Annotated in this window: 18 protein-coding genes, 1 tRNA gene and 1 pseudogene; 10 read left to right on the plus strand and 10 right to left on the minus strand. The window is 42.1% G+C overall.

Going from position 1 to position 25,681, the window contains the following annotated elements:
• From AB5443_RS03745 to AB5443_RS03760, 4 genes are read right to left on the minus strand one after another with little or no spacing between them, the layout of a single operon-like run.
• Complete coding sequence (locus AB5443_RS03745) at positions 1–1,521, minus strand: IPT/TIG domain-containing protein (RefSeq protein WP_277135298.1); 1,521 nt, start codon at positions 1,519–1,521, stop codon at positions 1–3.
• Positions 1,522–1,533: 12 nt separating this feature from the next.
• Complete coding sequence (locus tag AB5443_RS03750) at positions 1,534–2,820, minus strand: family 43 glycosylhydrolase (RefSeq protein WP_022138072.1); 1,287 nt, start codon at positions 2,818–2,820, stop codon at positions 1,534–1,536.
• A 13-nt stretch (positions 2,821–2,833) separates the two neighbouring features.
• Positions 2,834–4,612 (minus strand): RagB/SusD family nutrient uptake outer membrane protein, encoded by a 1,779-nt coding sequence (locus AB5443_RS03755; protein ID WP_277135299.1) that lies wholly within the window; start codon positions 4,610–4,612, stop codon positions 2,834–2,836.
• Between the two features lie 11 nt (positions 4,613–4,623).
• The gene (locus AB5443_RS03760) at positions 4,624–8,163 is read right to left on the minus strand and encodes a TonB-dependent receptor (RefSeq protein ID WP_277135300.1); all 3,540 of its coding nucleotides are present in this window, start codon (positions 8,161–8,163) and stop codon (positions 4,624–4,626) included.
• A 351-nt stretch (positions 8,164–8,514) separates the two neighbouring features.
• Here AB5443_RS03760 and AB5443_RS03765 point away from each other — a divergent pair, with 351 nt between their 5' ends.
• Positions 8,515–9,102, plus strand: coding sequence for an RNA polymerase sigma-70 factor (locus AB5443_RS03765; protein WP_277135301.1), 588 nt, complete (start codon positions 8,515–8,517; stop codon positions 9,100–9,102).
• 54 nt (positions 9,103–9,156) lie between these two features.
• Positions 9,157–10,200, plus strand: a complete 1,044-nt coding sequence (locus tag AB5443_RS03770; RefSeq protein ID WP_277135302.1) for a FecR family protein — start codon at positions 9,157–9,159, stop codon at positions 10,198–10,200.
• Between the two features lie 159 nt (positions 10,201–10,359).
• On the opposite strand, the gene AB5443_RS03775 is transcribed toward AB5443_RS03770, so the two are convergent.
• The gene (locus AB5443_RS03775; RefSeq protein WP_277135303.1) at positions 10,360–12,555 is read right to left on the minus strand and encodes a GH92 family glycosyl hydrolase; all 2,196 of its coding nucleotides are present in this window, start codon (positions 12,553–12,555) and stop codon (positions 10,360–10,362) included.
• A 240-nt stretch (positions 12,556–12,795) separates the two neighbouring features.
• Between AB5443_RS03775 and sppA the strand changes: the two genes are divergently transcribed.
• The 8 genes and pseudogenes from sppA (at position 12,796) to AB5443_RS03815 (ending at position 19,821) form a co-directional block, all read left to right on the plus strand.
• Positions 12,796–14,574 (plus strand): signal peptide peptidase SppA, encoded by a 1,779-nt coding sequence (sppA, locus tag AB5443_RS03780; RefSeq protein WP_277135304.1) that lies wholly within the window; start codon positions 12,796–12,798, stop codon positions 14,572–14,574.
• Positions 14,575–14,584: 10 nt separating this feature from the next.
• Positions 14,585–15,715, plus strand: a complete 1,131-nt coding sequence (gene lpxK, locus AB5443_RS03785) for a tetraacyldisaccharide 4'-kinase (protein WP_277135305.1) — start codon at positions 14,585–14,587, stop codon at positions 15,713–15,715.
• Positions 15,678–16,487, plus strand: coding sequence for a purine-nucleoside phosphorylase (locus AB5443_RS03790; RefSeq protein WP_044655499.1), 810 nt, complete (start codon positions 15,678–15,680; stop codon positions 16,485–16,487). Before lpxK ends, AB5443_RS03790 begins: the two co-directional genes overlap by 38 nt.
• A gap of 16 nt (positions 16,488–16,503) precedes the next feature.
• The gene (gene thiL / locus AB5443_RS03795; protein ID WP_073344687.1) at positions 16,504–17,538 is read left to right on the plus strand and encodes a thiamine-phosphate kinase; all 1,035 of its coding nucleotides are present in this window, start codon (positions 16,504–16,506) and stop codon (positions 17,536–17,538) included.
• 160 nt (positions 17,539–17,698) lie between these two features.
• A tRNA-Phe gene (locus AB5443_RS03800) sits at positions 17,699–17,771 on the plus strand.
• 244 nt (positions 17,772–18,015) lie between these two features.
• Positions 18,016–19,251 (plus strand): annotated as a pseudogene (locus AB5443_RS03805) (site-specific integrase).
• A gap of 2 nt (positions 19,252–19,253) precedes the next feature.
• On the plus strand, positions 19,254–19,628 hold the full coding sequence (locus AB5443_RS03810; RefSeq protein WP_277134913.1) for a hypothetical protein: 375 nt from the start codon (positions 19,254–19,256) through the stop codon (positions 19,626–19,628).
• Positions 19,597–19,821: a hypothetical protein gene (locus AB5443_RS03815; protein ID WP_171030417.1), complete on the plus strand. Its 225-nt coding sequence runs from the start codon at positions 19,597–19,599 to the stop codon at positions 19,819–19,821. The genes AB5443_RS03810 and AB5443_RS03815 overlap by 32 nt, the downstream gene beginning before the upstream one ends.
• Positions 19,822–19,984: 163 nt before the next feature.
• Here the strand turns inward: AB5443_RS03815 and AB5443_RS03820 are convergent, their stop codons facing one another.
• The 5 genes from AB5443_RS03820 to AB5443_RS03840 form a co-directional block, all read right to left on the minus strand.
• Positions 19,985–20,290, minus strand: a complete 306-nt coding sequence (locus AB5443_RS03820) for a helix-turn-helix domain-containing protein (protein ID WP_277134914.1) — start codon at positions 20,288–20,290, stop codon at positions 19,985–19,987.
• Between the two features lie 36 nt (positions 20,291–20,326).
• Positions 20,327–20,638, minus strand: coding sequence for a helix-turn-helix domain-containing protein (locus AB5443_RS03825; RefSeq protein WP_118322917.1), 312 nt, complete (start codon positions 20,636–20,638; stop codon positions 20,327–20,329).
• A 512-nt stretch (positions 20,639–21,150) separates the two neighbouring features.
• Positions 21,151–22,680, minus strand: a complete 1,530-nt coding sequence (locus AB5443_RS03830; protein WP_283140027.1) for an ATP-binding protein — start codon at positions 22,678–22,680, stop codon at positions 21,151–21,153.
• Between the two features lie 14 nt (positions 22,681–22,694).
• Entirely contained in the window at positions 22,695–23,726 is a 1,032-nt protein-coding gene (locus tag AB5443_RS03835) for a nucleoid-associated protein (protein WP_277134916.1), read from the minus strand.
• Positions 23,723–25,594, minus strand: coding sequence for a DUF3732 domain-containing protein (locus tag AB5443_RS03840; protein ID WP_277134917.1), 1,872 nt, complete (start codon positions 25,592–25,594; stop codon positions 23,723–23,725). The genes AB5443_RS03835 and AB5443_RS03840 overlap by 4 nt, the downstream gene beginning before the upstream one ends.
• Positions 25,595–25,681: the final 87 nt, after the last annotated feature.

Raw genomic sequence — 25,681 nt, forward strand, 5'->3', positions numbered from 1 at the left:
CTACTCAAAAACCGCTTTTCTGATACTGGCATTCCATGTGTCTCCAATATACATAACCCCGTTAGCATCCATGCATAATCCCGAAGGAGCACATAATTTTGCATCTTTGCCAACGCCATTTACAGCACCGGAACCATTGCCGCCAATGACAGTCGAAACTCCTGTGTCATTCACCATACGAATAGCATGATTGTCTTGGTCAACAATATAAATATTACCTTCATCGTCCGAACACATCTGTTCCCCCCTCAAGAAACGGGCTTCGCCAAACGCACCGTCCCAATAACCAGTCTCGGTAGAAGTGTTCAGCCAAGTAACTTCGCCTGTCGTGACATCAATATATGCCAGTTCGGACGTCGACCTGATTTGCACATACAAATTATTCGTACCGGTAGCAACAGCAAGAGCCGTCGAAAACTCCTGGCTGCCATGCCGTTCGACCAATCCTATTGTTTTTGCAGTCCATGCCGAAGGGTCTATTTCTATAACAGTATTTGTCCATCCCTGCCGGGTATATAATTTACCCTTACTAGCAGTCAATCCAACACCCCAATAGCCGTCAATACCTGCTTCGACTGCTTTCACCTCGGTCGACCAGTTATTAGCCGGATCAACTACAATAAGTTGGATTGCCGTACCACCACATTCAGCTATTGTATAAAACTTCTTGGAAACATTATCATAAACAACACTTGTAAAGCCATATCCTCCCGCCACACGGTCATAACCGGCAAGGAAAGATACTTCACCTGTTTCCGACAAACGATAAAGTCCCAGTTCAGCCGGAATCCGGTCATCCGGAAAACGGCGTAAAAAGAGAATATTCTTTCCGGCGTCGTCAACAGCAATTGCCGAAGGCAATACATCCACTTTCAGATTTTCTATCCACCAACGTTTCTCGTACATAAAGTCATCGGTATAGGCTTCCTCCATTTTGTCCAGTTTCACACTTATCTTACAAGTCTCGCTATTCGTTATTTTAGGCACTTTCACCTGTAATTCCGTATCACTTGCTGAAAGGATTTCGGCAACAGCAGTTCCGAAAGAAACACGCAGATTGGCCGCTATATCTCCGAAGTTTTCACCTTTGAGCGTTACTATATCTCCCTTTCCACCATTCTGCGGCTCAAATTCCGTCAGTCTTATAGGCAAGATGATGCCTGACTGAATAACATCGACTTTTACATTCCGATAATCAGGAGCAGTGAGAGTTATAGTCGCTTTTCTTCCTTGCTTTACTGTATTTTCATCCACACTGATAGTCAGAACCGATTCGTCTTCCGTTACGTTCTTCAAACTAAACCGGCACCAGGCTGTCGCTTCCGCAGGAGATATGCCAGTGGTTACTTCCAGATTAGAAAACAGGGTTATCTCCTTAGTGCTTGCAGCAGCCGCAAACGACTGGTTCAGTTCATCCTTATCAAGTGCCAAGTAAGGAGAAGCCTGTTCCTTATCTTCGCATCCTGTGAATAATAGCATCTGAGCTATTACACACATTCCATATAGAATTATGTACTTCATACTATATCAGTTTTAATTACTTAATGCCGAGGAAAAATCAATAGACAATTGTCCGTCATTATCAACAATCCGATGTATCGTAAGCCGTTCACTGCCTCCCGGAGTATTAGGAGAATGGTACGAGATGCGTAAAACTCCATCAAAATCTTTAAAAATCATGGCATGCCCCCCATTATCATCCGGATTTAACGGTTGAGGATCCTGTATCCAAGGTCCGAGAATATTTCCCGATTGAGAGCGGGCTACGCCGATAGTATATTGCCCGTTCCCGTCCTTTCCCAACAAGAAACTGGACCATAGCATCAGAAGTTCACCATTGTTTGCCCTGTACAGGAATGGAGCGTCTGATACATAATACGAATTTCTAATAACCCAAGGCGCCGCACTTGCCGCAAACAAGGTCACCGGTTCGTCAGCCGCTTCTTTCAAATCTTTTGTCAATTTCTGCGCGACAATAGTTCCATCGGAGATTTGCGTCCATTCATGGCTGAATACAATCCACGGATCCTTGTTTTCATCAACAAAAAGTGCAGCATCCAATGCTTGCCATCCATTAGGAGTAATCGGCCTGTTGACTAATGGAATAAACGGCCCTTCCGGTTTATCAGATACCAATACGGATGCTCCCCGTACTTCATCCGCCCCGCTGAAAGTAGCAAACATATAATACTTGCCTTCATAATAATAAAGGTCGGGAGCCCAGAAATCAGTCTTTCCCCAAAAACTTGCCGGTGCTTCAAAGCTGATTCCGGCCTTCCGCCAATCACGCAAATTACGGCTAACAGCCACGGCAATCTGATTGGCTGCCGTCGGATATAGCGCGTCGTCTGCATGAACATGCAAATAATATTTTTCAGATATGGGATCCGCAAAAATAAACGGGTCACGCACACGGAATGAATTATACACTATCGGATAATCTTCCTCTACCGGTGGAACAGGCTCCGAAGGCTTGCCTTCCTGAGTAATAGAGATAGTGACAGGATAATCCTTTCCTGCCAGCTGCACGGCAAGTGACACGGAACGTTCTTCCTCACTTTCATTTTCCTTGACTGTTATCAGAAAACTTCCCGCTCCCTCACTTCTGCGAGGAGAAACTTTAGCCCATGTACCTATCCCTTTATGCACAATCTGCCATGGAGCATTAGCCTCTACTGTATATTCCTGCTCTCCGCCTTCTGCTTCCACATGCCATTCTTGTAATCCATCTTCTATCTTAAAGAAAAAAGACCCCTCCGCATCTTGCTTACATGATGCAACAAACATCAGTGTAGCTAATAAATTTATTATAATAAGCATATGTGTTTTCATATTAATTATTCCATCCATCATTTTGTACTAAATTTGAGTTCTTTTCCATTTCCGAAGCAGGTATCGCCCATTTCCAAAGATAATCACCACCCCACAAATAAGAATAGGTAGTATTTCCCCAGACTTCCATCAACCCGTTGCCTTCATAAAACTTTTTCTCTTTCCATGTTCCCCATCGGAGTTCATCGAAGAACATATATTCTTCAAAAGCCAATTCCCAATATCGCTCCTTACGGACACGTTGGCGCATATCGTCCAAGCCTTTTACTGTGGTATAATCGTTGGTATTCAACGCCTGTGCTCCTACTCTGCCGCGGACATCATTGACATAGGGTATGGCTTCTTCCCATTTTCCCTGTTCTGTCAGTGCTTCAGCCAGATTCAGAAGCACATCTGCATAACGGATCAATGGAATATCAATCGGCGAACGCTCCATTATCGTATGTTCCGTACCTTCATACACAAACTTCCGGATCAAGTAATAAAACTTATCATTAGTGTCCGTCCGGATATCATAAGGTTCGGCATCGTCAGAGCCCCGATATGGCCAGCGCAATGTATATGAGACTGCCGAGCCTGTCACACCACCCAGATATGTGGAATAAGGGGTTATCACATTCATAGCCAGGCGCGGATCCCTGCCTGCATAAGCAGCCTTAATACGCGCTTCATTTCCATTGGGAAGATATTGCTCCATATCAGCACCATAACTTCCCATTATTTTAATCTCCCCGTCAGTCAGGTTATCCCGCAAGAAAAATACGGAACGTTCTCTCGGAGTCATCGTAGAATAACCGGGAAGATAATCATCCCAGTCAAACGGTTTGCCGTCCGCACACTCATAACTGTCTATAAAGGCAGGATTCGGCAGATAATTGTTCCACCCTGAACCACTCGTTGTCCGGTTACCAAAAGCCCAATTAAAAACAGACCCGTAACCGGAAGGGTTTTCTATACAAGGAATGGTAAATATCATTTCATCACAACGTTCGTTAGCTTCCTTAAAAAGAGCTTTGTAATCTCCGAATAATAAATACCCCATCTTAGTGATTGCCCTGAAATCATCTTCCGCCTTATCATATTGTTTCAGCCACAAATAAGTTTTCCCCCGCAATGAATAGGCGGCAGCTTTTGTGATCCGTCCGTAGTCCGAGCTACCGGCAGCATACTTGGCAGGCAGGTTCGGTTCTTCGACACAAGCTGTCAGATCAGCCAACACTGCATTCCAGATTTCCTGTTCTGTAGAACGCCCTTTTATACATTCCTCGGCTGTCACCGGTTCCAAATAAAGCGGGACTCCTTTCCATAAAATATTCATCCGATAATAATTATACGCCCGAAGAAACTTACACTCTGCAATATATTGCGCTTTCTTCCCGTCACTCATATCGGGTGTCTTTCCTATATTAGCTATTACATCATTAGCTCTGTGAATCAATTCATAATAACGCTTCCAGGCTGAGAGAAATTCTGTTGATGAAGGAGTGGCTACTCCGAAAAGCGTCGGTGTATGCCAAATCCAGTTACGGTCCATATCCATTATGCTGGAGCGATAATCATAAAAATGCAACTCACCGTCATAGCCACTATTGGTCGCGTAATCGGCCCGCAAAGCGTTATATACTCCATTCACAACTTGAACTGCCAGCTCTGCGTTATCCCAAACTCCGGCTGTAGATATGACATTAGCCGGTTTCGTATCCAAAAAGTCTGCAGAACAAGCATAGACAAACAACATTAATATGCCGCCAAGTGTAATAATCGAGATAGTCTTTTTCATTGTCGCACAGATTAAAAATTAATATTAATACCTAACGCAAACTGGCGCATTGTAACATATCCCATACCAGTCTGCATTTCCGGATCCATACCTGAGAATTTGGTTATAGTCAACAAGTTTTCACCTGAAAAATAGACACGTACTTTATTGGCATAAAACTTCCGTGTCCATGTTTGCGGAAGCGTATAACCAATAGTCAGGTTACGCAGTTTCAGGAAATTACCTTTTTCGAGATGCAATGTACTCGCTTCTGTTGCCTGATTGGTTTGATTAAGCGTCAGGCGTGAGTTCTTCGAATGTAAATTGGTACGAGGGTCGTCGGGATTCTCCGGATCATAAAAATAATGGTCTTTTTGAAGTTCTTTCGATAATCCATAGCCCAAAATCGTGGATGTGGAATTTTGTCCTACCGAATACCAATAAATGGAAAAGCCTGCCGCTCCCTGCCAATTCATGGAAACATCAAATCCTTTCCATGACACCGCGCCCTGCAATCCATAATAATATTTCGGAACTGACGATACTTTCTGAAATTTCTTATCATAGTCATTTCCATAAAGTCCGTCCCCGTTTATATCAGCATAAATATAATCGCCATACCATAAATTAGCCTTTCCTATTTTTTGGTTAGGATAGAATACGTAACCTTGATCTTGCATCGCTTTCAACCACTGCATATCCTGTTCCGTACGAATCATTCCGTCTTTAGGTCCTCCGGCAGGATTAACCAACCCGTTATTGAAGAAATAAGTGGCATCCCCCTTATAAGGCTCTTTCAGATAATATTCATTGATAATATGTCCTTCGATTATCCTGTTATCCCCGCCGTCAGACACATCTCCCAGATTCGACTTATAGACATAATTGCCGTTCCCGTCATATTCCCAGCTATTCTTTAAAGTTCCTTTAAATTTGCTGACATAATTCTTATTATAAGAGAAATTCCCAGAGAGAGAATAGGACCATTCATTGACACGGTCGTTCCAGTTCAATGTCAATTCAACGCCCTTATTGGTAACCTCGGCATAATTTTGACGGGCGGGTGTCTTGTTTCCCATCGTTGCATAAACACCCGGACGGTAAAGGATGCCATCGGTAACCTTATTGTAAATATCAAATTCTCCAACCAGCCTATTACTCAATATAGCGAAATCCAATCCGAGATTAGCCTGTGTCACACTCTCCCAACGCAATTTTTGATTAGCAATTACGGTCTGCGCCAATCCCGAGGTCAGTTTATCTCCAAAAATATAATTACTTCCGGAATAAGTAGCCTGCCATTCATAGTCTCCAATACTATTATTTCCTAACTTTCCCCACGACAAACGTACTTTCAGATTGTCAAAAGGCGAACCTTGCATGAATGATTCTTCCGAGACACGCCATCCACCGGAGAAAGACGGGAAAAATCCCCAACGGCTTTCCGGCGCAAAACGAGAGGAACCGTCGTAACGGGCATTTACTTCAAACAGGTATCTGCTTTTATAAGCATAGGTCAGACGACCGAAAAAAGAGCGGGAAGTATTTTCCCAGGTAGCTCCCGTTATATTGCTCAATTCCGTATATGTAGACAAGTCTGTCAAGCTTGCGTCGGCAGCTCCTTGTTTTGCCATATCCGTATTAAATCCCCAGTTACGTATGGCTTCATAGCCTGCAAGTGCTCCCAAATCATGTTTTCCAAAACTTCTAGTCCAATCCAATGTCTGTACGAAGCGCCATCTTTTGGATTCTTCCGAATAAACCGCTTTCGACATATTCTCTAAAGTTGTAGGTTGCTCCACCTGTTTGTCTCTTCTAAAACTATATCTCCCGACTTGCCTGGAAAGCCAGTCGGCATCATGGCGATAGCGCATATAGTCAAACTCAACATGATACACAAAATCTTTGAGGATTGTAGCATCTGCAAACATAGAAGTATTTAACTGTTCATATTTGAAAGAACCACCCGAAGAAGCTAACAAATGAAGAGGGTTGGAAGATGTCGGATCTTCTTCTACCGCTTCGGGAAGTCCTAATTTTCCATCATATTCAGGATAAATATCCGGTGGAAGCTTCTGCCCATGTATTCCACCTGTAAAAGCATCCACTTCATTCCGATCCTGGTCTGTATGATAACCGTGCGAACGGTTGCCTATCTGCAACCAGTCCTTCACTTTCACAGTTATATTGGAGCGTATGTAATATTTCCGAAGCCCCGTATCTTGTATTAGTCCCGGGTTATCCAGGAAAGAACCGGAAAAATTATAATTCACATTGTCGGAAGCACCAACAACCGAAATCGTATGTTCGCTCATTATTTTATTCTGAAACAGTTCTTTATACCAATCGGTATTCGGATAAGAGACATAGTTAGGATAACCGGACTCTGCAAGACCATTAGGATTTTTCGCCGCTTCTCTCCATTCTGTTATCGTGTTATGGCTGAAAATATCACTTTGCCCGATATTCCGGGCTGATTCGTTCATTAATTCGAAATAATCGGCACTATTGCTCACAAGTTGAATCAGATTTGACGGTTGGTTCAAGGAAAACTTTCCTGAATAATTCACTGATGTCTTGCCTTTTTTCCCTTCCTTTGTGGTAATCATTATAACACCATTCGCCCCACGATTACCATAGATAGCACATGAAGCGGCATCTTTCAAGATGGAAATTGAAGCAACGTCATTGGGATTTATATCATTGAATGATAATTCCATCCCGTCAACCAATACTAAAGGGTTGGAATTGTTCAATGTTCCAATACCACGGATACGTATGGTCGCCATATCACTGTTGGGTTTACCGGACGATTGCAATGTCTGCACTCCTGCACTCATCCCGGACAATGCCATTGAAAGATTAGTCAAAGGACGGGAATCCAGTTCTTTTTCAACATTGATGGTTGAAACGGCTCCCGTCAAGTTTATCTTCTTTTGGGTTCCATACCCCACCACAACAACTTCATCCAATTGTTTCGAATCTTCTTTCATCGTCACATTCAATGTTATCGGCCCTGTGATTTTCTGTATATATGCGATATAGCCTATTGAAGTAAATTTCAGTGTCGAACCTTCCGGAACTTGCAACAGGTAGCTGCCGTCAAGACCGGTAATAGTTCCTTGTGTAGCCCCTTCTATCATAACGGTTACTCCCGGAAGCGTCTCACCCGATTCGTCCACTACTTTTCCTGTCACCTTGACCGTTCGTTTGTTACCCTGTTGCCAAGACGAATTTCTGTTCAGTACAATTTGGCGTTTTTCAATGACGTAAGACACTCCCTCACCTTTAAACAGTTTATCCAATACCTGAGTCATCCTTTCATTTCTCACGGAGATATCCACTATACGGTTTACATCGACAATATCCTTATTGTACAGAAAACGATAGTTTGTCTGTTTTTCAATATTGGTCAAAACCTCCTCTACGGTCACATTTTTCAATCGCAATGTAATCTTGGCAGACTGTGCGCAAACAGGCATACTAATTGCTTGCAAGACAAGACAAAACAGCCATACTGCACAAAAATTCCCCATTTTTACATTCGCAGGTACATTAATTCTCTTTTTCATTTTCCTAATTGAAATAAGTTTCATACCTTTACATGTTTGGTTATTGGTTCTACAAATAAGTTGATTAACGAATAACTGAATCTTTGGAAAGGAAGGTGAGTCAGACCTTCCTTTTTTTATCAGTTGTCAGAAGCTAAATTTACTGATTATGTTTTTCCCATGACTTGTATTATTTAAAGGTTAATAAAAGTGTGTGTTTCTCTCGTTTCTACCAATAAGACGTTTCTAAAAATAAAAGCCACATCTCTTACCGCATTATTTTTTATCCGAACTATTTTTTCTTCAAACTATCGTTTATCCCAAATAATCTTTCTATTTTTACCCCAACAACAGAATTTCTACTGCAATACTATGTCAGATACCCAACAACATACCGCCAATGATCGTTTCCTGGTTATAGCATTGAAACAGGATGACCGACAGGCTTTTACCCGAATATTCCGTGCTTATTATAAAGACCTGGTGTTGTTTGGCGGTACATATATCCCGGAAAAATCAGTCTGTGAGGATATTGTACAAAATATATTTCTCAAATTATGGAATGACCGGAAGACACTGGAAATAGAACTCTCACTAAAAGCATATTTGCTGAAAGCGGTCCGGAATTATTGCCTGGACGAATTGCGGCATCGAAGAATTATAGACGAACATATTGCCTATGAGCTTAAATCCCCCTCTATTAATATAGATACGACAGAGAACTACATTCTATACTCCGATTTATGCCAACAATTAAAAAATGCATTGGAACAATTGCCGCCTCAGGAAAGGGAAGTTTTTGAGATGAGTCGGTTGGAAAACATTAAATATCAAGAAATTGCAGATCGTCTGAATATCTCTGTCAGAACAGTGGAAGTACGTATCAGTAAGGCCTTGAAACAGCTTCGTATTTTATTGAAAGATTTTTATCTACTATTTTTTTTCTTTCTTTTCCACTAATGGATGTGGGTTCTTCTTTCTGAAACGTCTATTATATACAAGGTAAAAATGCATATGATACATAAAGATTCGGACATAGAGATTATAATTTCCAAATACCTCTCGAAAGAGGCGACACAAGAAGATATCAAGGAATTGGAGATCTGGGTATCAGCTACTCCCGAAAACTACAAAAGCTTTCTTGTACAAAAAAACATATGGGAAGTTACCCATCCGGCTTTTAACCCGGAAGAGATAGACGTGGACAATGCACAAAGAAAAGTGATGGAACAGATTCGTCATAAAAGCCAACCGGTATCCGCTCGTCCCAAGTTGTCTTTCCTATATTACTGGCAGCAAATTGCAGCTATCTTGCTTCTCCCGTTGCTGATATTATCCGCTTATCTTTATTTTAAGCCTGATCCTCTAATCGCAGAAACTTACCAGGAATTATTTACTCCTTACGGCACTTGGTCGGTAGTGAATCTCCCCGATGGTTCGAAGGTATGGCTGAATGCCGGAAGTTCCCTGAAATATCCTGCCCAATTTAGAGGTAAAGAAAGGGTGGTTTCCATGCAAGGCGAAGCTTATTTTGAAGTAGAATCCGATAAAGAGCATCCTTTCATCGTAAAAACAAAAAGATTGGCAGTAGAAGCTACCGGCACTGCATTCAATGTTAATGCATATGCTCCTGATAATATAGCGGCAGTAACGTTGGTAAAAGGAAAAGTAGCGGTAACTCTCGATAGACAAAAGACAATTTCCCTTTCACCGGGAGAGAAAATTGATTACAATCTGGCAACTTCATTGTATAAGGTCAACAAAACCAATACATATAAATGGTGTTCATGGAAAGATGGAATACTCATTTTTAGGGATGATCCACTGGAATATGTATTCAAACGCCTGGGACAGACTTATAATGTGGAATTTATTCTGAAAGATCCTGAATTAGGCAAGTACTCCTATAAAGCAACTTTTGAAGGTGAGTCTATGAATGAAATATTACGTTTACTTGAAATGAGCGCCCCTATTCGTTGCAAAGAAATCAGTAATAGAACCAATAATGACGGGAAACTTGAGAAACAACGTATAGAAGTGAGTAGAATTATGCAATAATAAACTAGAAAACGTTCCTAAGTCATCCTAAAAGCGCCGTCACAGTATGTTCTGGCAAGGGACTATTCTCACTGCAATGAGAATAAATACTCATAGGTATGAGAAAAAGTTCTCACTGCAATGAGTATTTTTTCTCATCGCAGTGAGAATGCTTGAGAATTACTTCATCTTATACACCAACGTCCCACCCTTCACAATATCTTCATGTGATATTGAGTTCTTCGTGTAAGGTTCTCCATTCAGTGTTATGCTATCCACATACAGATGTTCTTTAGACAAGTTCTCTGCAATAACCGTGAAAGTCTTTCCATCAGCCAGATGCAATACCATCTTCGGCAATTGAGGAGCACCGAATACATATTCCCCACTCACCGGATCTACCGGATAGAATCCCATTGCGCTAAGCATATACCAGGCTGACATCTGACCACAGTCATCGTTGCCACAAAGTCCGTCGGGTTTATTCTTATATTGGGTATCGAAGATTTCACGAACCAACTCTTGCGTACGTTCCGGACGACCGGCCAATGCATATAAATAAGTGACATGGTGGCTCGGTTCGTTGCCGTGAGCATACTGCCCAATCAAACCTGTCACATCCGACAGGCTTTCACCTTCGAGCTTAACTGTGAACAAAGAATCCAACTTGTTCAAGAAAGGCTCTTCACCGCCAAACAGACTGATTAATCCCGGCACATCATGCTGTACATGCCAGGTATATTGCCATGCATTCCCCTCAGTATAGTCACCGCCAATACTTTCGGAATGTCCCAACGCACTTGGATTAAACGGAGCTTTCCAAGTTCCGTCAGCCTTACGCGGACGCATAAATTGAGTTTCCGAATCGAAGAGGTTCTTATAATAATCCGCACGTTTTGCGAAATAAGCGGCATCTTCCTCTTTTCCCATACGGCGTGCCATGTCGGCAGCGGCATAATCATCATACACTGATTCCAAAGTAGAAGATACCGACTCCGCTTTTATCAGGTCGGTAGGGAAATATCCGTATTTTGTATAAACTTCCCAATTGGACTTCAACAGATGAGAAACCGTTTGTGTTTTCTTTATCATATTGAAAGCACGTTCGGCATCAAAACCACGGAATCCTTTACGGTAAGCCTCAGCGATAACCGATACACCATGATTGCCAATCATACAGAAGTTTTCTTTTCCCCACAACGCCCAAATAGGCAGGAAGCCTTGTACTTCACCTTGCTCTATCAACGAATTTACAAAACCATCCACACGTTCGGGAATCACTAATGTATAGAACGGATGAGCGGCACGATAGGTATCCCATAAAGAGAATGTAGAGTAGAAAGTTCCTGTTCCGGCCTTCACAATGGAGTCGGCAGCATTGCGATACATACCGTCTACATCTGAAATCTGGTTCGGCTGAATCAGTGCATGATAGAAACAGGTATAGAAATTGGTCTTTTCATCGTCAGTACCTTCTATTTCAATACGGCTCAGATAGTTATTCCATTCATTATGGGCGGCAGTTTTCACTCCGTCAAAGTCCCATGCAGGAATTTCGGCTTCCAGGTTCTTTTTTGCTCCGTCTACACTGGTTGTAGAAAAGGCTACTTTCATCATCAGTTCCTCTCCCGGCTGCATGTCAAAAGTGGCAACGATACGTTTGCCTTTTTCTGTTTCGCCCATCGGAAGATAAAGAGAATCTATAACAGGGCGGTTGAACTTCATCACAAAGAAATAGTCCTGATCTACCCACACAGTGTTATTGACGTGTCCGGTCAGTGTCTGCGCGTCTTCCCAGTTTACTTCACAACTGTTCACTTGAGAATGGTATTGTTCTTCTCTCCATGCAGGCCCATGCTGCAAGTCGATCAAGACAGAAGCCGAATCGGCTTTAAGATAAGTGTAACGATGCAGAGCCGCGTGGATAGAAGCAGTCAGTTCCGCTTTCACCTGAGGATCGGAAAGTTCAACCGTATAATAACCCGGAGTGGCAGCTTCCTTATCTTTGGAGAAATGGCTACGATAAGCATCCCATGCACGGGCACGTGTACCAGTGACGGGCATTACCAGAATATCTCCCAAATCCATGCATCCCGTTCCGTTCAGATGGGTCTGGGTGAATCCCCAAATCAACGTATCCTGATAAACATATTCGGAACAGTATCTCCAACCGACCGCACCTGTCACAGGACTGGTCTGCACCATTCCGAAAGGATAACAAGCACCGGGAAACGTATGACCATTATCAGCGGCACCAATAAAGGTATTAACGTATTGAGTATAATCCTGCGTTTCCGTTTTTTCTGTCGGGGTGCAGGAAGAATAAAAGAATAAGCCTGCCAAAGCAGTGGTTACCAAAGGGATTTTTCTTTTCATGCAAATATAGTGTTAAGTTAATGTCGCATCACATACCATGCCACAAAATTAAAGATTTCTTCCCATTTAAGACGACTGCATATTGACAAATATACTTAAATCTTAAACGAAAGAAGATCTGATTTATATAGATTCATTGTGATAAAACAAAAAATCGTACGACTTATTGGATAAATATCAACTCAATTATTTATCTTTGTTAGCTTAATAATAAGCTGGCGCAAAAAAACAATAAGTACAATGAAAGATTTCTTGAAATTCACACTTGCCACGGTGACAGGTATCATTTTGTCAAGTATTGTATTATTTATTATCAGCATGGTGACGCTGTTCGGTATCATGTCTGCTTCGGATACAGAAACGATAGTAAAAAAGAATTCTGTAATGATGCTCGACTTGAACGGTACGTTAGTGGAACGTACGCAAGAAGACCCGTTGGGCATTTTATCCCAGTTATTCGGTGACGGGTCTAATACATATGGACTGGACGACATTCTTTCGTCTATCAAAAAGGCCAAAGAGAATGAAAACATCAAAGGGATTTATTTGCAGGCAAGTTCATTGGGCGCATCCTACGCTTCTTTACAGGAGATTCGTAACGCATTGCTTGACTTTAAGGAAAGCGGGAAATTCATCATTGCTTATGGTGACTCTTATACCCAAGGGCTTTATTATCTTTCCAGTGTAGCCGATAAGGTACTGCTTAATCCTAAAGGCATGATCGAATGGCGGGGTATCGCTTCCGCTCCTCTTTTCTATAAAGATCTTCTTCAGAAAATCGGTGTGGAGATGCAGGTATTCAAAGTAGGAACCTATAAATCTGCTGTTGAGCCGTTCATCGCCACTGAGATGAGCCCGGCTAACCGCGAACAAGTAACAGTTTTCATCAATTCCATTTGGGGACAAGTGACTGAAGGAGTAGCTGCCAGCCGTAGTCTTTCAGTCGATTCCCTCAATGCTTATGCAGACCGCATGTTAATGTTCTATCCGGCAGAAGAAAGCGTGAAATGCGGATTGGCTGATACATTGATTTATCGCAATGACGTACGCAACTATCTCAAGGAGATGGTGGAAATAGACAAGGATGACCGCCTTCCTGTATTGGGACTGGCAGATATGATTAATGTAAGAAAGAATGTTCCTAAAGATAAAAGTGGCAATATCGTTGCCGTTTATTATGCATCCGGTGAAATCACAGACTATCCCAGTTCTTCGGCTTCCGAAGAAGGCATCGTAGGTCCTAAAGTAAGCCGTGATTTGCGTAAGTTGAAAGAAGATGACGATGTGAAGGCCGTTGTACTCCGGGTTAATTCTCCGGGTGGAAGTGCTTTTGCTTCGGAACAAATCTGGCATGCAGTAAAAGAGTTGAAAGCGAAAAAGCCAGTTATTGTTTCCATGGGTGACTATGCGGCATCAGGAGGATATTATATCTCTTGTGTAGCCGATACGATTGTTGCCGAACCCACTACGCTGACCGGCTCTATCGGCATCTTCGGAATGATTCCGAATGTAAAAGGCCTGACAGAAAAAATAGGCCTGACTTATGATGTGGTAAAAACCAATAAATATTCAGATTTCGGAAATATTATGCGTCCTTTCAATGAGGGTGAGAAGTCATTGTTGCAAATGATGATTACTCAGGGATATGACACATTCGTAGGCAGATGTGCCGAAGGACGCCATATGACAAAGGAAGCAATCGAAAAGATTGCCGAAGGACGTGTGTGGACAGGTGAAACAGCCAAAGAGTTAGGCTTGGTAGATGAGCTCGGAGGTATTGACAAGGCGTTGGATATTGCCGTAGCAAAAGCGGGTATTGAGGGATACACCGTAGTATCTTATCCGGCCAAACAGGATTTTCTGTCTTCTCTACTCGATACGAAGCCGACTAATTATGTTGAATCCCAACTTCTGAAAAGTAAATTGGGCGAGTATTATCAACAATTCGGCTTACTGAAGAATTTAAAAGAACAATCCATGATTCAGGCACGCATTCCGTTCGAACTGAATATAAAATAAACCGTACTGCATGGACGAGCACTTTTTCAAAATACATAAATGGCTATATCCTGTCTCGTGGCTATACGGAGCAGTGGTAATCATAAGAAATAAGCTCTTTGACTGGGGATTGTTCCGGTCGAAGAGTTTCGATGTTCCTGTCATCTGTGTTGGTAATCTGTCTGTAGGCGGAACAGGGAAAACTCCTCATACCGAATATTTGATAAAGTTGCTTCATGACAAATATCAGGTGGCTGTACTAAGTCGCGGATACAAACGGCGTACACAAGGTTATGTGCTCGCTACTCCCCAAAGTACTGCCAGGACGATTGGTGACGAGCCTTATCAGATGTACACTAAGTTTCCGTCCGTCACGTTGGCTGTTGACGAAAACCGTTGCCATGGAATAGAGAAATTACTTGCCTTGAAAAAGCCTGCTGTAGATGTCGTCTTACTGGATGACGCTTTTCAGCATCGCTATGTCAAACCGGGATTAAGTATTCTATTGACTGATTATCACCGCCTTTTCTGTGATGATGCACTGCTTCCGGCAGGACGTTTACGAGAGCCTGTCAGTGGAAAGAACCGGGCACAAATCATAATCGTTACCAAATGTCCGCAGGACATCAAACCTATTGATTACAATATTATCACTAAACGGCTGAACCTTTACCCGTATCAGCAGTTGTTCTTCTCATCGTTCCGTTATGGAAACCTGCAACCTATATTCCGGCAGGAAGTTAGAGAAGCTGATGCGAATATGGCTACGGCAAGCAAAGAAATCTCTTTGTCTTCATTAACGGCTACGGAGGTATTATTAGTGACAGGTATTGCATCACCTGCTCCCATTATGGAAAGGTTGGACGGTTGCGCAAAACAGATAGAGACACTATCTTTTGGCGACCACCATGATTTTACTCACAGAGATATGCAGCAGATAAAGGAACGGTTCAAAAGATTAACAGGCGAAAAACGATTGGTCATCACAACCGAGAAGGATGCGACACGTTTGGTTAATCATCCGGGATTGGACGAAGAATTGAAACCGTTTATTTATGCTCTGCCCATTGAAATAGAAATATTACAAAATCAACAAGATAAATTTAACCAACATATTATTGACTATGTTAGAGAAAATACAAGAAACCGCAGCTTATCTTAAAGAGAAGATGCACACGAGTCCCGAAACAGCCATCATTCTTGGCACCGGACTTGGCAGTTTAGCGAACGAAATCACCGAGAAGTACGAAATAAAGTATTCGGATATCCCGAACTTCCCGGTGTCTACCGTCGAAGGTCACAGCGGCAAGCTGATTTTCGGTAAATTAGGCAATAAAGATATTATGGCTATGCAAGGCCGTTTCCACTACTACGAAGGTTATTCGATGAAAGAAGTAACTTTCCCTGTACGTGTGATGCGCGAATTGGGTATCAAGACATTATTTGTATCCAATGCCAGTGGCGGTACGAATGCAGACTTTGAAATCGGCGACCTGATGATTATCACCGATCATATCAACTACTTCCCCGAACATCCGCTTCGTGGAAAAAACATTCCGTATGGTCCCCGTTTCCCGGATATGAGCGAAGCGTACAGCAAAGAGCTTATCCGTAAAGCTGACGAAATTGCGAAAGAGAAAGGTATCAAGGTACAACATGGTATATATATTGGCACTCAAGGCCCTACCTTCGAAACTCCCGCTGAATATAAATTATTCCATATCTTAGGTGCTGATGCCGTAGGTATGTCTACCGTTCCTGAAGTGATTGTCGCTAACCATTGCGGAATCAAGGTTTTCGGTATTTCCGTTATTACCGACTTGGGAGTAGAAGGGAAAATCGTAGAAGTAACGCACGAAGAAGTCCAGAAAGCTGCTGACGCCGCGCAACCGAAAATGACGACTATCATGCGTGAACTAATCAACCGTGCCTAAACATTAAACCCGATTTATGAGAACTGAAATAGCTACTCTCGGTGAGTTCGGTCTAATCGACCGTCTTACCGAGGGAATCAAACTGGAAAATGAATCCAGTAAATATGGAGTGGGTGACGACGCCGCAGTCCTCTCCTACCCATCCGAGAAACAAATACTGGTAACCACTGATTTACTTATGGAAGGCGTACATTTTGACCTGACATATGTTCCTTTGAAGCACTTGGGCTATAAGTCTGCCGTAGTCAACTTCTCCGACATTTACGCCATGAACGGCACTCCCAGGCAAATAACAGTGTCTCTCGGAGTATCCAAACGTTTCAGCGTAGAAGATATGGACGAGCTTTATGCAGGTATCCGCCTGGCTTGCCAGCAATATAATGTCGATATTGTAGGTGGTGACACGACTTCTTCCCTTACCGGACTTACCATCAGTATTACTTGCATAGGTGACGCGGATAAGGATAAAGTAGTCTATCGCAACGGAGCTAAAGAAACAGACCTGATCTGTGTCAGCGGCGACCTGGGTGGAGCCTACATGGGACTTCAACTCCTGGAACGTGAAAAGAGCGTATTAAAAGGCGAAAAAGACGTGCAACCGGACTTCACCGGCAAAGAATACTTATTGGAACGTCAACTGAAACCTGAAGCCCGTAAGGACATTATCGAGAAACTTGCTGCTGCCAACATCATCCCGACTTCCATGATGGATGTTTCCGATGGTTTATCATCAGAACTTATGCACATCTGCAAGCAGAGCAATGCCGGCTGTCGTGTTTACGAGGAACATATCCCTATCGACTATCAGACTGCTGTTATGGCAGAAGAATTCAACATGAATCTTACGACTTGCGCTATGAATGGCGGCGAAGATTATGAGCTTCTCTTCACCGTACCTATTGCCGAGCATGAGAAAGTGTCGCAAATGGAAGGTATCCGCCTCATCGGCCACATCACTAAACCGGAGTTAGGCTGTGCTTTGGTCACCCGCGACGGACAAGAGTTTGAATTAAAAGCACAGGGATGGAATCCTTTAAAAGAAGATAAATAAAATATTCAGCATACAGCAAAATATTTTCATTCTATATAACACTGATAATAAGCCGACTAACTTTTTATCAGTGTTTTTTATTTCTGAAAGGCTTGCAGAATCCAAAAGTTTCACTACCTTTGCAACCGCAAGTGAGAAATTACTAAACCAATAATCACAAGGTGCCATAGCTCAGTTGGTAGAGCAAAGGACTGAAAATCCTTGTGTCCCCGGTTCGATTCCTGGTGGCACCACTTAGAAGAAAAGCAATTCACAGCAAACTCCTGATTTCCAAACGAAATCGGGATTTTTGTTTTCCGGCGGGACGCAAAAAACGGCAATATATTACCGTTTCTGGTGTTCCAAAAGGTGGAGCAAAATAGGTGGAGCAAACATCTCTACCGAATAAGATTCCTTCTCTCTGATTTGCAGCATTTTGCGTATCAAGAAAGCGTGTATGGTTTCCTACTTTTGTACCACGAATAAAACTGTAGGAACATGAAACGAGACTCATTCAAAATGCTTTTCTTTCTCAAGAAAGCCAAACTGCTGAAAAACGGAGAAGCCTCCGTGTGTATGCGCATCACGGTGAACGGTGCACGAGTGTAAACCAACATCCGCAAGAGTATCGACCCGGCTTTGTGGAATCAGGCGAAGGAGTGCGCCAAAGGCAAAAGCCGCAAGTCCTGCGACTTGAATGCCTATATTGAAGAGGCCCGAATCAAACTACATGGCATCTTCAACGAATTGGAAAGCGAAGGCATTCCCATCCATGCACGTCTGTTGCAGGAAAAGTTCTTCGGGCAGGACAAAGAGCCCGAGGTTATCCGCACCATCATCGGCACGATGCAGGAGCACAACGACCAATGCCGTGAACTTGTGGGCAAGGACTACGCTCTGATTACCGTCCGCCGCTATGAAAGTTGCAAGCGTTATCTGGCGGAACTTATCAAGCAGAAATACGGAAAAGAAGATTTACCCTTGACAGAGGTCAATGGCGAACTGGTACGTGCCTTTGAGTTTTACCTCAAGACAGAAAAAGAGTGCCAGCAGAATACCGTTATCCGCTACATGAAGTGTCTGAAGAAGATAACCAACCTCGCCCTTGCCAACGAATGGATAACCAAAGACCCGTTCATCGGCATCAAGTTCCACGAGAAGGAGGTCATCCGTGAGTTCCTGACAATGGATGAACTACTCACCATATACAACAAGAAGTTCTCATTGGAGCGCATCACCGTTGTTCGTGATGTTTTTATTTTCGCCGCTTTCACCGGGTTAGCTTTCATAGATGTGCAGCAACTGGCTCCCGAACACATCGTGGAAGACCAAAACGGGAATCTTTGGATTCGCAAGCCTCGCCAGAAAACAAAGAACATGTGCAACATCCCACTGCTTGACATCCCGATGGCCATTCTCCGTAAATACGCAACACATCCTACTTGCCAAAAGAAAAATGTGTTGCTACCTGTTCCCTGCAATCAGAAAATGAACAGTTATCTGAAAGAGATTGCTGATTTATGCATGATAAACAAGACCTTGACCACACATACGGCTCGGCATTCGTATGCAACCTCTGTCTGCCTCGCCAACGGTGTGAGCATTGAGAATGTGGCCAAGATGCTCGGTCACTCTAATATCAAGATGACCCAACATTATGCACGTGTATTGGATTCCTCCATCCTGCGCGATATGAATAATGTAAAGAACATGATGGCTAAAGTAATGGGATGAGTATGGAAAGAGGAATAATCACAATCAGTAAAAACGGAGTGGTGGGTGTTCCCTCTGCACCTATATGGATGACCCAATTCGAGATAGCCGACTTTTTCGGAGTATTTTCAAGTGTTGTTCGCAAGGCGATTCAGTCCATCTACAAGAACAAGGAACTGAACGAGGTTGAAACGCAGAAGTATATCAGGCAGACGGACGGCATCAGTTATGATGTTTACAACTTTGAAATGGTTGTCGCCGTTGCGTTCAGGATATGCAGCCGAGAAAGTATCCTGTTCAGAAAGTTTGTAGTAAATGAAATCTGCATCACCAAGAAAGAGGCTTCGATAACATTGTTTCTTCCCTGTGGCAGAAGAAGCAACCGATGGTATAATTGAGTTCATCCCGTCAGGCACTTGTTCCCGATGCTCGGATGCAAAGGTAGCGCATGGTTCAGATGGTAGCGACAAGGTCAAGCGGCAGAGCCGTTTCGGGCAGAATCTTCCTCCTGCGGAGCGTATTCAGCCCGAAAACCTTGCCTCTGCCAACCATACGCAGAAAGGGCATCCAGCAACGGAAACAAGCGACTGACGGGAAATCAAAAGACAAAGAAGGGGAACGACTTACAGACGAAGCAGAGTTTTGGTACTTCATCCGTAAGCCGTTCCTTTTTCTTTTTGTTGTAAGTCTATTGCTGCCGCAAATTATAGGGCAGACGGCAAACTGCGCTCCTTCAAGAAAATCAGATAGCTAATCAAGTTGCCCTCTGTCGGAAGGCGGAGCGGTAGCCGTCATTCAACATCCGTTCGATGTCCGATTCACGGTAAAGGATTTTGCCGCCCAACTGGATATAGGCTATCCTTCCTTCGTTGCGGTAGTCTTGAAGCGTTCTTCGGCTTACCTTCAACCGTGCTGACACTTCCTTGTCAGTAAAGAAACGCTCACCGCTCAATGTCTGACGATAGTTGGCGGTCAGACGCTCGTAGCTGTCCAGCAGTCGGTCAAGACTGCCCATGAAGTGGATTATCCACTCGTTGTCTTTGTTGATTAACTCATTCATGTTACTTGGATTTAGTGGGATTACTATAGATGGTGGTTAATTTGTCTTGCCCTTGAACTTCGCCTCCTTACGTCTGTCCTCCACAACGGAAACGATACGTTGCACATCTTCGGGACGGTAAAATATCTTGTGGTTTATCTGCGAGTAGGCAAGCGTACCGTTATCCCGCAGTGTTTGCAATGTGCGGGGACTGATGTTGAGCATCTGGCACACATCTTGATTGTCCATCCACTCACTCATTTTCTTTTCGCCGTGCCGCTGGCAGATGGCTTCCATACGGTGGACGAAGCGGTCGAACTTGGCGACCATCGCCTCAAATGTCTTTCTTTCGATAGATACGATTTCCATATACATCATTCTTTACTGTTATTGTTTCTTTTGCCGCAAAGGAATATATAATCCGTTATCCGACAATGGATTTTCCAAAAGTGGCAGCATATTGCGCTGACGTTGTAGTCATTGTCCTATATCGCATTTGAAAGGTTCGGCTACTTTGTGTATCAAAATGAACTATAAATCAATCGTATCAGTTAGCCATATTATCAGTCATACGACATATCAATTATACATATGGCTGATAAAGCATATTACTGGTCACGTATTATTATGGTCAGTTGTATTAACGTATGACCATACATACGTGTTATCATCTAAACTCAAAGGCGACTTTGTATGGTGTAGTTCTCTTATGAAAGCTTTTTTATCAATCCGTTTCTTACGGATTCTTGTGTTCACTTGAACACAGCAAGGTATGTTTTGGGCAGCTCAAAATACTTCGAGCAGCTCAAAACGCCTTGCCCTTGCAAGAGGCTGAGTTTTCCTCCGAAGTCGGAAAACTTTTCAAACCTGCGGTGCTGCTTTTACGATTTAGATGAATCGGTATTATTCTTTAACCACTCTTTAGCCGCTTCCGTGAGCCTATATTTTTGCTTTGGGTGCTTTGGCTGTTCTGGATACTGCAGTTCAATTGCACCGTCCTCCAACGCAGGGAGGAAATAATTTTCTCGGAATGATGTACGATGTTTGAATCCCATATTTGACATTATTTCATTCATCGTTAGATAGTCTTCACTCATTGAAAAAATTATTTCTTGAACTTGAGCGGTACTTGGACGGTACTTGAGCGGTACTTGAGCGGTACTTGAGCGGTACTTGTCCTGTTTACTTGTCCTGTTATCCTCTCTGTCAGTTTTAAGAGTGTTTGTCTTGAAGTAAGGTCGCTTGAAGGTGACGGTCACGAAACCGCCACCAGAAGCCCAAGTGGGTGCATCCACTCCTTGTGCCTTACAAGCATCCAGAATACGTTTCGCACCACTACCCCAGTTTTCCAGATAAGTCATACGATAAAGTGCCTCCGCCACCTTTAGGTTATGAGGAAATGACTCATGAGGTTTCTTGATATTTTCGGGAGTTATCTGCGGAGGGAACGTGCCGGGACTTGCTATCTCGATGCGGTCATCATAGATGGCAAGACTGATAGTTAGATTATATCTTTCCCAATACCGATGGCAAAGGGCATTGATTAGAGCTTCGCGCAACGCATGATAGGGCACTTCAAGTTGTTCTTCACGCTCTAAACTATGGTTGGTAATTACCCCACTGAGCGAAAGATGTTTGAAGCAAAATGCAACTCCGGCATCTAAGAGTTGGAAGAAATTGCCTTCGGCTCGTTGGTTATCACGGAACCTATTTTTGTCGATTCCTACAAACCGCGCCATCCTCAGTGTAAACTGTGGATACTCGTCTATTTTGTCAGAGAAAAGTAGTACAGCACCATTAGTCGGAACGCCATTCTTTAATAGCTTCCATTTTGCGAGAATATCTCCAGTAGGTTCATATAAAGCAGACTCTGGGATGCGACCACCATCAATACCTCGACGGATGCCATTACGAATCAGATTCTCGTTAAGATCTGCCAAAGTCACACTGTCAGCAGCAAGTCGTTCCCATGCGTACAGTTGAGGTTGATGTGCCCGAATACGCTCGTCATACATATCCTGCGGCATGACCTTCGTTGTACTCTCAACCTTATAATACGGGCAACCATGGAAGGTGTGCGGACGCTCACCCCATACCCATCCATCAAAGTGCATAGCTATGATCTGGTAGCCCGGGCGCTCTGGCACATCAACATACGCCACTCGTACATCTACCGCAGGTTCCAGCACTGCCAAAGCCTGAGCAATCTCCTGTTGAGTCTTGTCTGTCACCTCCTGTCCGATTATCTTCAACGAACTCGGAGCGACCCCAAAAATCAGCCAGCCACCTTCTGTGTTGAGAAAGGCGCACGCTGAGTGCATCCCGTCTTTCAGTTCACCGGTTGTTTTCTTCAGTTCCAGAGTCCGTGACTCATCTGCTGCAATTAATGTCCTTATATCGTCAATTGTCATATGCTCTTTTATACCTATCTGTAATATAGCTTAAGAAAATTCTGTTTCTTCTCATCATCATATCCCTGTTCAATAATGGCAGATGAATCTAATACTTTAAGTTCAAAATCAGAACCAATTCTTAGGATATTTGCTTTCGTTATGGCTTTTCTTTTCGTAGCATTTTGTGCAATTTTAAAAATCTCTGGCAGTTCCCCTTTCCTTTCCTCATATTCTTTTTTATAAGATGACAGCATGGATGTCACCTCATCATCGATTGCTAATGACGAAATCAATTCATTCGTATTTACTTCTCTACCATCATTCTGCAGTATTTGAGTAATTTTTCTGGATGCCTTAGCTAAATCCAAAGATTTCTCTGGAATCTTTTTACTAATCTGATGAACCACTGTAGAACAAAAGTCCGCTATACGTTCTGTATACTGGAAATCTGTAATTATGTCCTTTATATAAAGGAAGTTATTAGACCAATATCTTCCATCTTGACGGATGGTTGATGTTTCTACTATTGAGATTAAATATCCTTTATCTGATTGGATATTGAAAATTATGCACCCTTTGTCCAAATGCTTTGTACTCAATCCCAGCTGCGATTTAATAGAGTATTCTCCGTTTTCATAGGACACGGTTAAAAAACTATCTTTTGCTTCTGTTTTGAGTAACAAAATAGCATCAACTGTCTCATCGTTAATAATGCAACCGTCAATATAAATTACATAAAACTCACCATTACTAATGTGCGGATGTATACTTTGGTCATAAAGGTGCCTTGCAAGGTTATTTGATTGTTTGACAAAATCATCTTTGTTTTCAAATATCTTACGTACAAATCTATAGGACGGATTCATGTCCAGAGAGTCAATAGAATCAAATTGGCTAAATGTGTCAAACTTAAACGTATTTTTCACCAATGTTGATATGAATTCAGAAGCAAACGACATATCGTCTGCTTTAGAAGCAAATGCGATCCCTTCTTCTTTGGATTTATTTCCAACTTTTTGTACAGTGGCAATTACTGGTGTACCTAACTTAAAATTTACCATCATTCATAGATATATTTAGGAATTAGACCTCCATTTTCTGATTTTGAAAACTTTGCCGCAGTATGGAAATACTCTAAATCTTTCCAATAAGATTCGTCAGCATGTTCTATTAGTATAATCTGAAAATGATTGCTTTCGCCGCATACAATATCTTTCATAAAATCATTGAGTAGTCCGAAAGCTTTGATTAGCTGTTTCTTGTCATCGTTATCAAGCGTGTTTTTATCAGCGTAATACGGTATGCTTGGTTGATCAATAAATAGAAATGAGCCAACCTGTTCGGACTGATGTGCCAGAATAGAGCGATGGAGACCTAGAAAAAAACATAAGTGTAGGAACATATAGTTTGATTTGCTGCCGACATTTCTAATAGGATACTCCTCCCCATTTTTCAACAGCGAAACTCTACGCTCCTCATCGTCATAACGCATAGAAGAATCTGGATAAGAATCTACAATGCCATTGGTTGAACGAAAATATTTGTTTATATATTCGTTCAATACCTCTTTCACATCATGAGGCAATAAATACATCTGTTTTAATTGAATTTTCAATGATTCAATTTCTGACAGCATATCTTGCTCAACATTTGGTAGATAAGCATCTGCTTGTGGTTTCTTCAAATCTTTCAGTCGATATTTAAGACTTAGAGCCATGTTAAGCCATTTAGGATTAACAATAGTTTTACGGAGAAACGTTAATCGTTTTAGTTCATTTTCGCAAGTTTTCAGTTCTTTTTTTAATTCTTCATACCTTGCATTGAAATCAATAGGCAATTTAGGCGTTTCTATCCTTGACTTCTTTATTTGTATAAGTTGATTTTCTAACAAATCAAGAAGTTCTGTCGTTTCAGAGCACAGAATGACCTCATCTATGTGCTCTCTAATGTAGGAAATAGGACGTAGGCTGTCTTGAATCTTTATTCCTGCATCTTTCTGTTTGCCCATCTCCGAAAGTAGAGAGTTGTAGATACTTAATTTAGAATTAAGTTCATCCCTTTGTTTTTTAAGTCTCTCTAATTTATTTGTATCTTCATCGTTTTTGATGAGTTTGTCGTATTCATTTATAGTTCGTTGAATATAATGTTGTAGTTCATTTGCATTTGCATTTTCACAAATAAACAAATTGTCGGCAGGGACTAGGTTAAGACGCAATGCGTCTTCATAAATAGAAATGAGACTGTCCTTATATTTTATTTCATCAGCTTGTGCTTTTTGATGCTTCTGCTGATATTGGTTCAATTCCCTTTCTGCCTTTTGAATTGCAGATTCTACTTCTTTCCCATTATGACACCTAATGCCATTGACATACTCCAAGGCATAATCAAGGTGTGCATCAAAACTTCGGCTCATAAAAAAAGCCGTGTCAAAATATGTATTAGCTGATGATATAATATCCTCTGTCAGATAATTAAATGGTAAAAAATGTCTGAAAGTCATAGGAAATGTTCTATGACCAATCTTCACATCATGTTTCGGGACATTGAACATACTCGTAAGCATTGTTCTCATCTCTCCAACTGTATGAGTAGGGGTATATGGCGTTGGGTATTCTTGCTGTTTTTTCCAATATACATCTTGCGAACCTTTCCCAAGATACGGAGCTTTTCTTATAAGGATGTAACTTATTCCATCAAGATATAAATGCATACCATAGAACTCCACATTTTCATTAACTATATTTTCTACAATTACAGGATTGTCTGATAGGAAAAGATAATCAATAATTCCGAGTATCGATGATTTGCCAGTGGAAGAATCCCCTGTAATAACATTTATTTTATTGGGCTTGAATGGATAGGTTACCGTCTTTAGGACGTCTTCACTAAAACCCTTGAACCATAATTTTATGCTTTCAATATATAGATTCATAGGAGTACGTTTAAATCGTTATAAATTTCTTCGGTTGATAAGTCCTTGCACATATCTAATAAATGATCTGCATTATTGATTATACGA

Origin of the sequence: Bacteroides sp. RTP21281st1_H5_RTP21281_210402 (assembly GCF_040918965.1) — a bacterium.
GTDB lineage: Bacteria > Bacteroidota > Bacteroidia > Bacteroidales > Bacteroidaceae > Bacteroides > Bacteroides congonensis.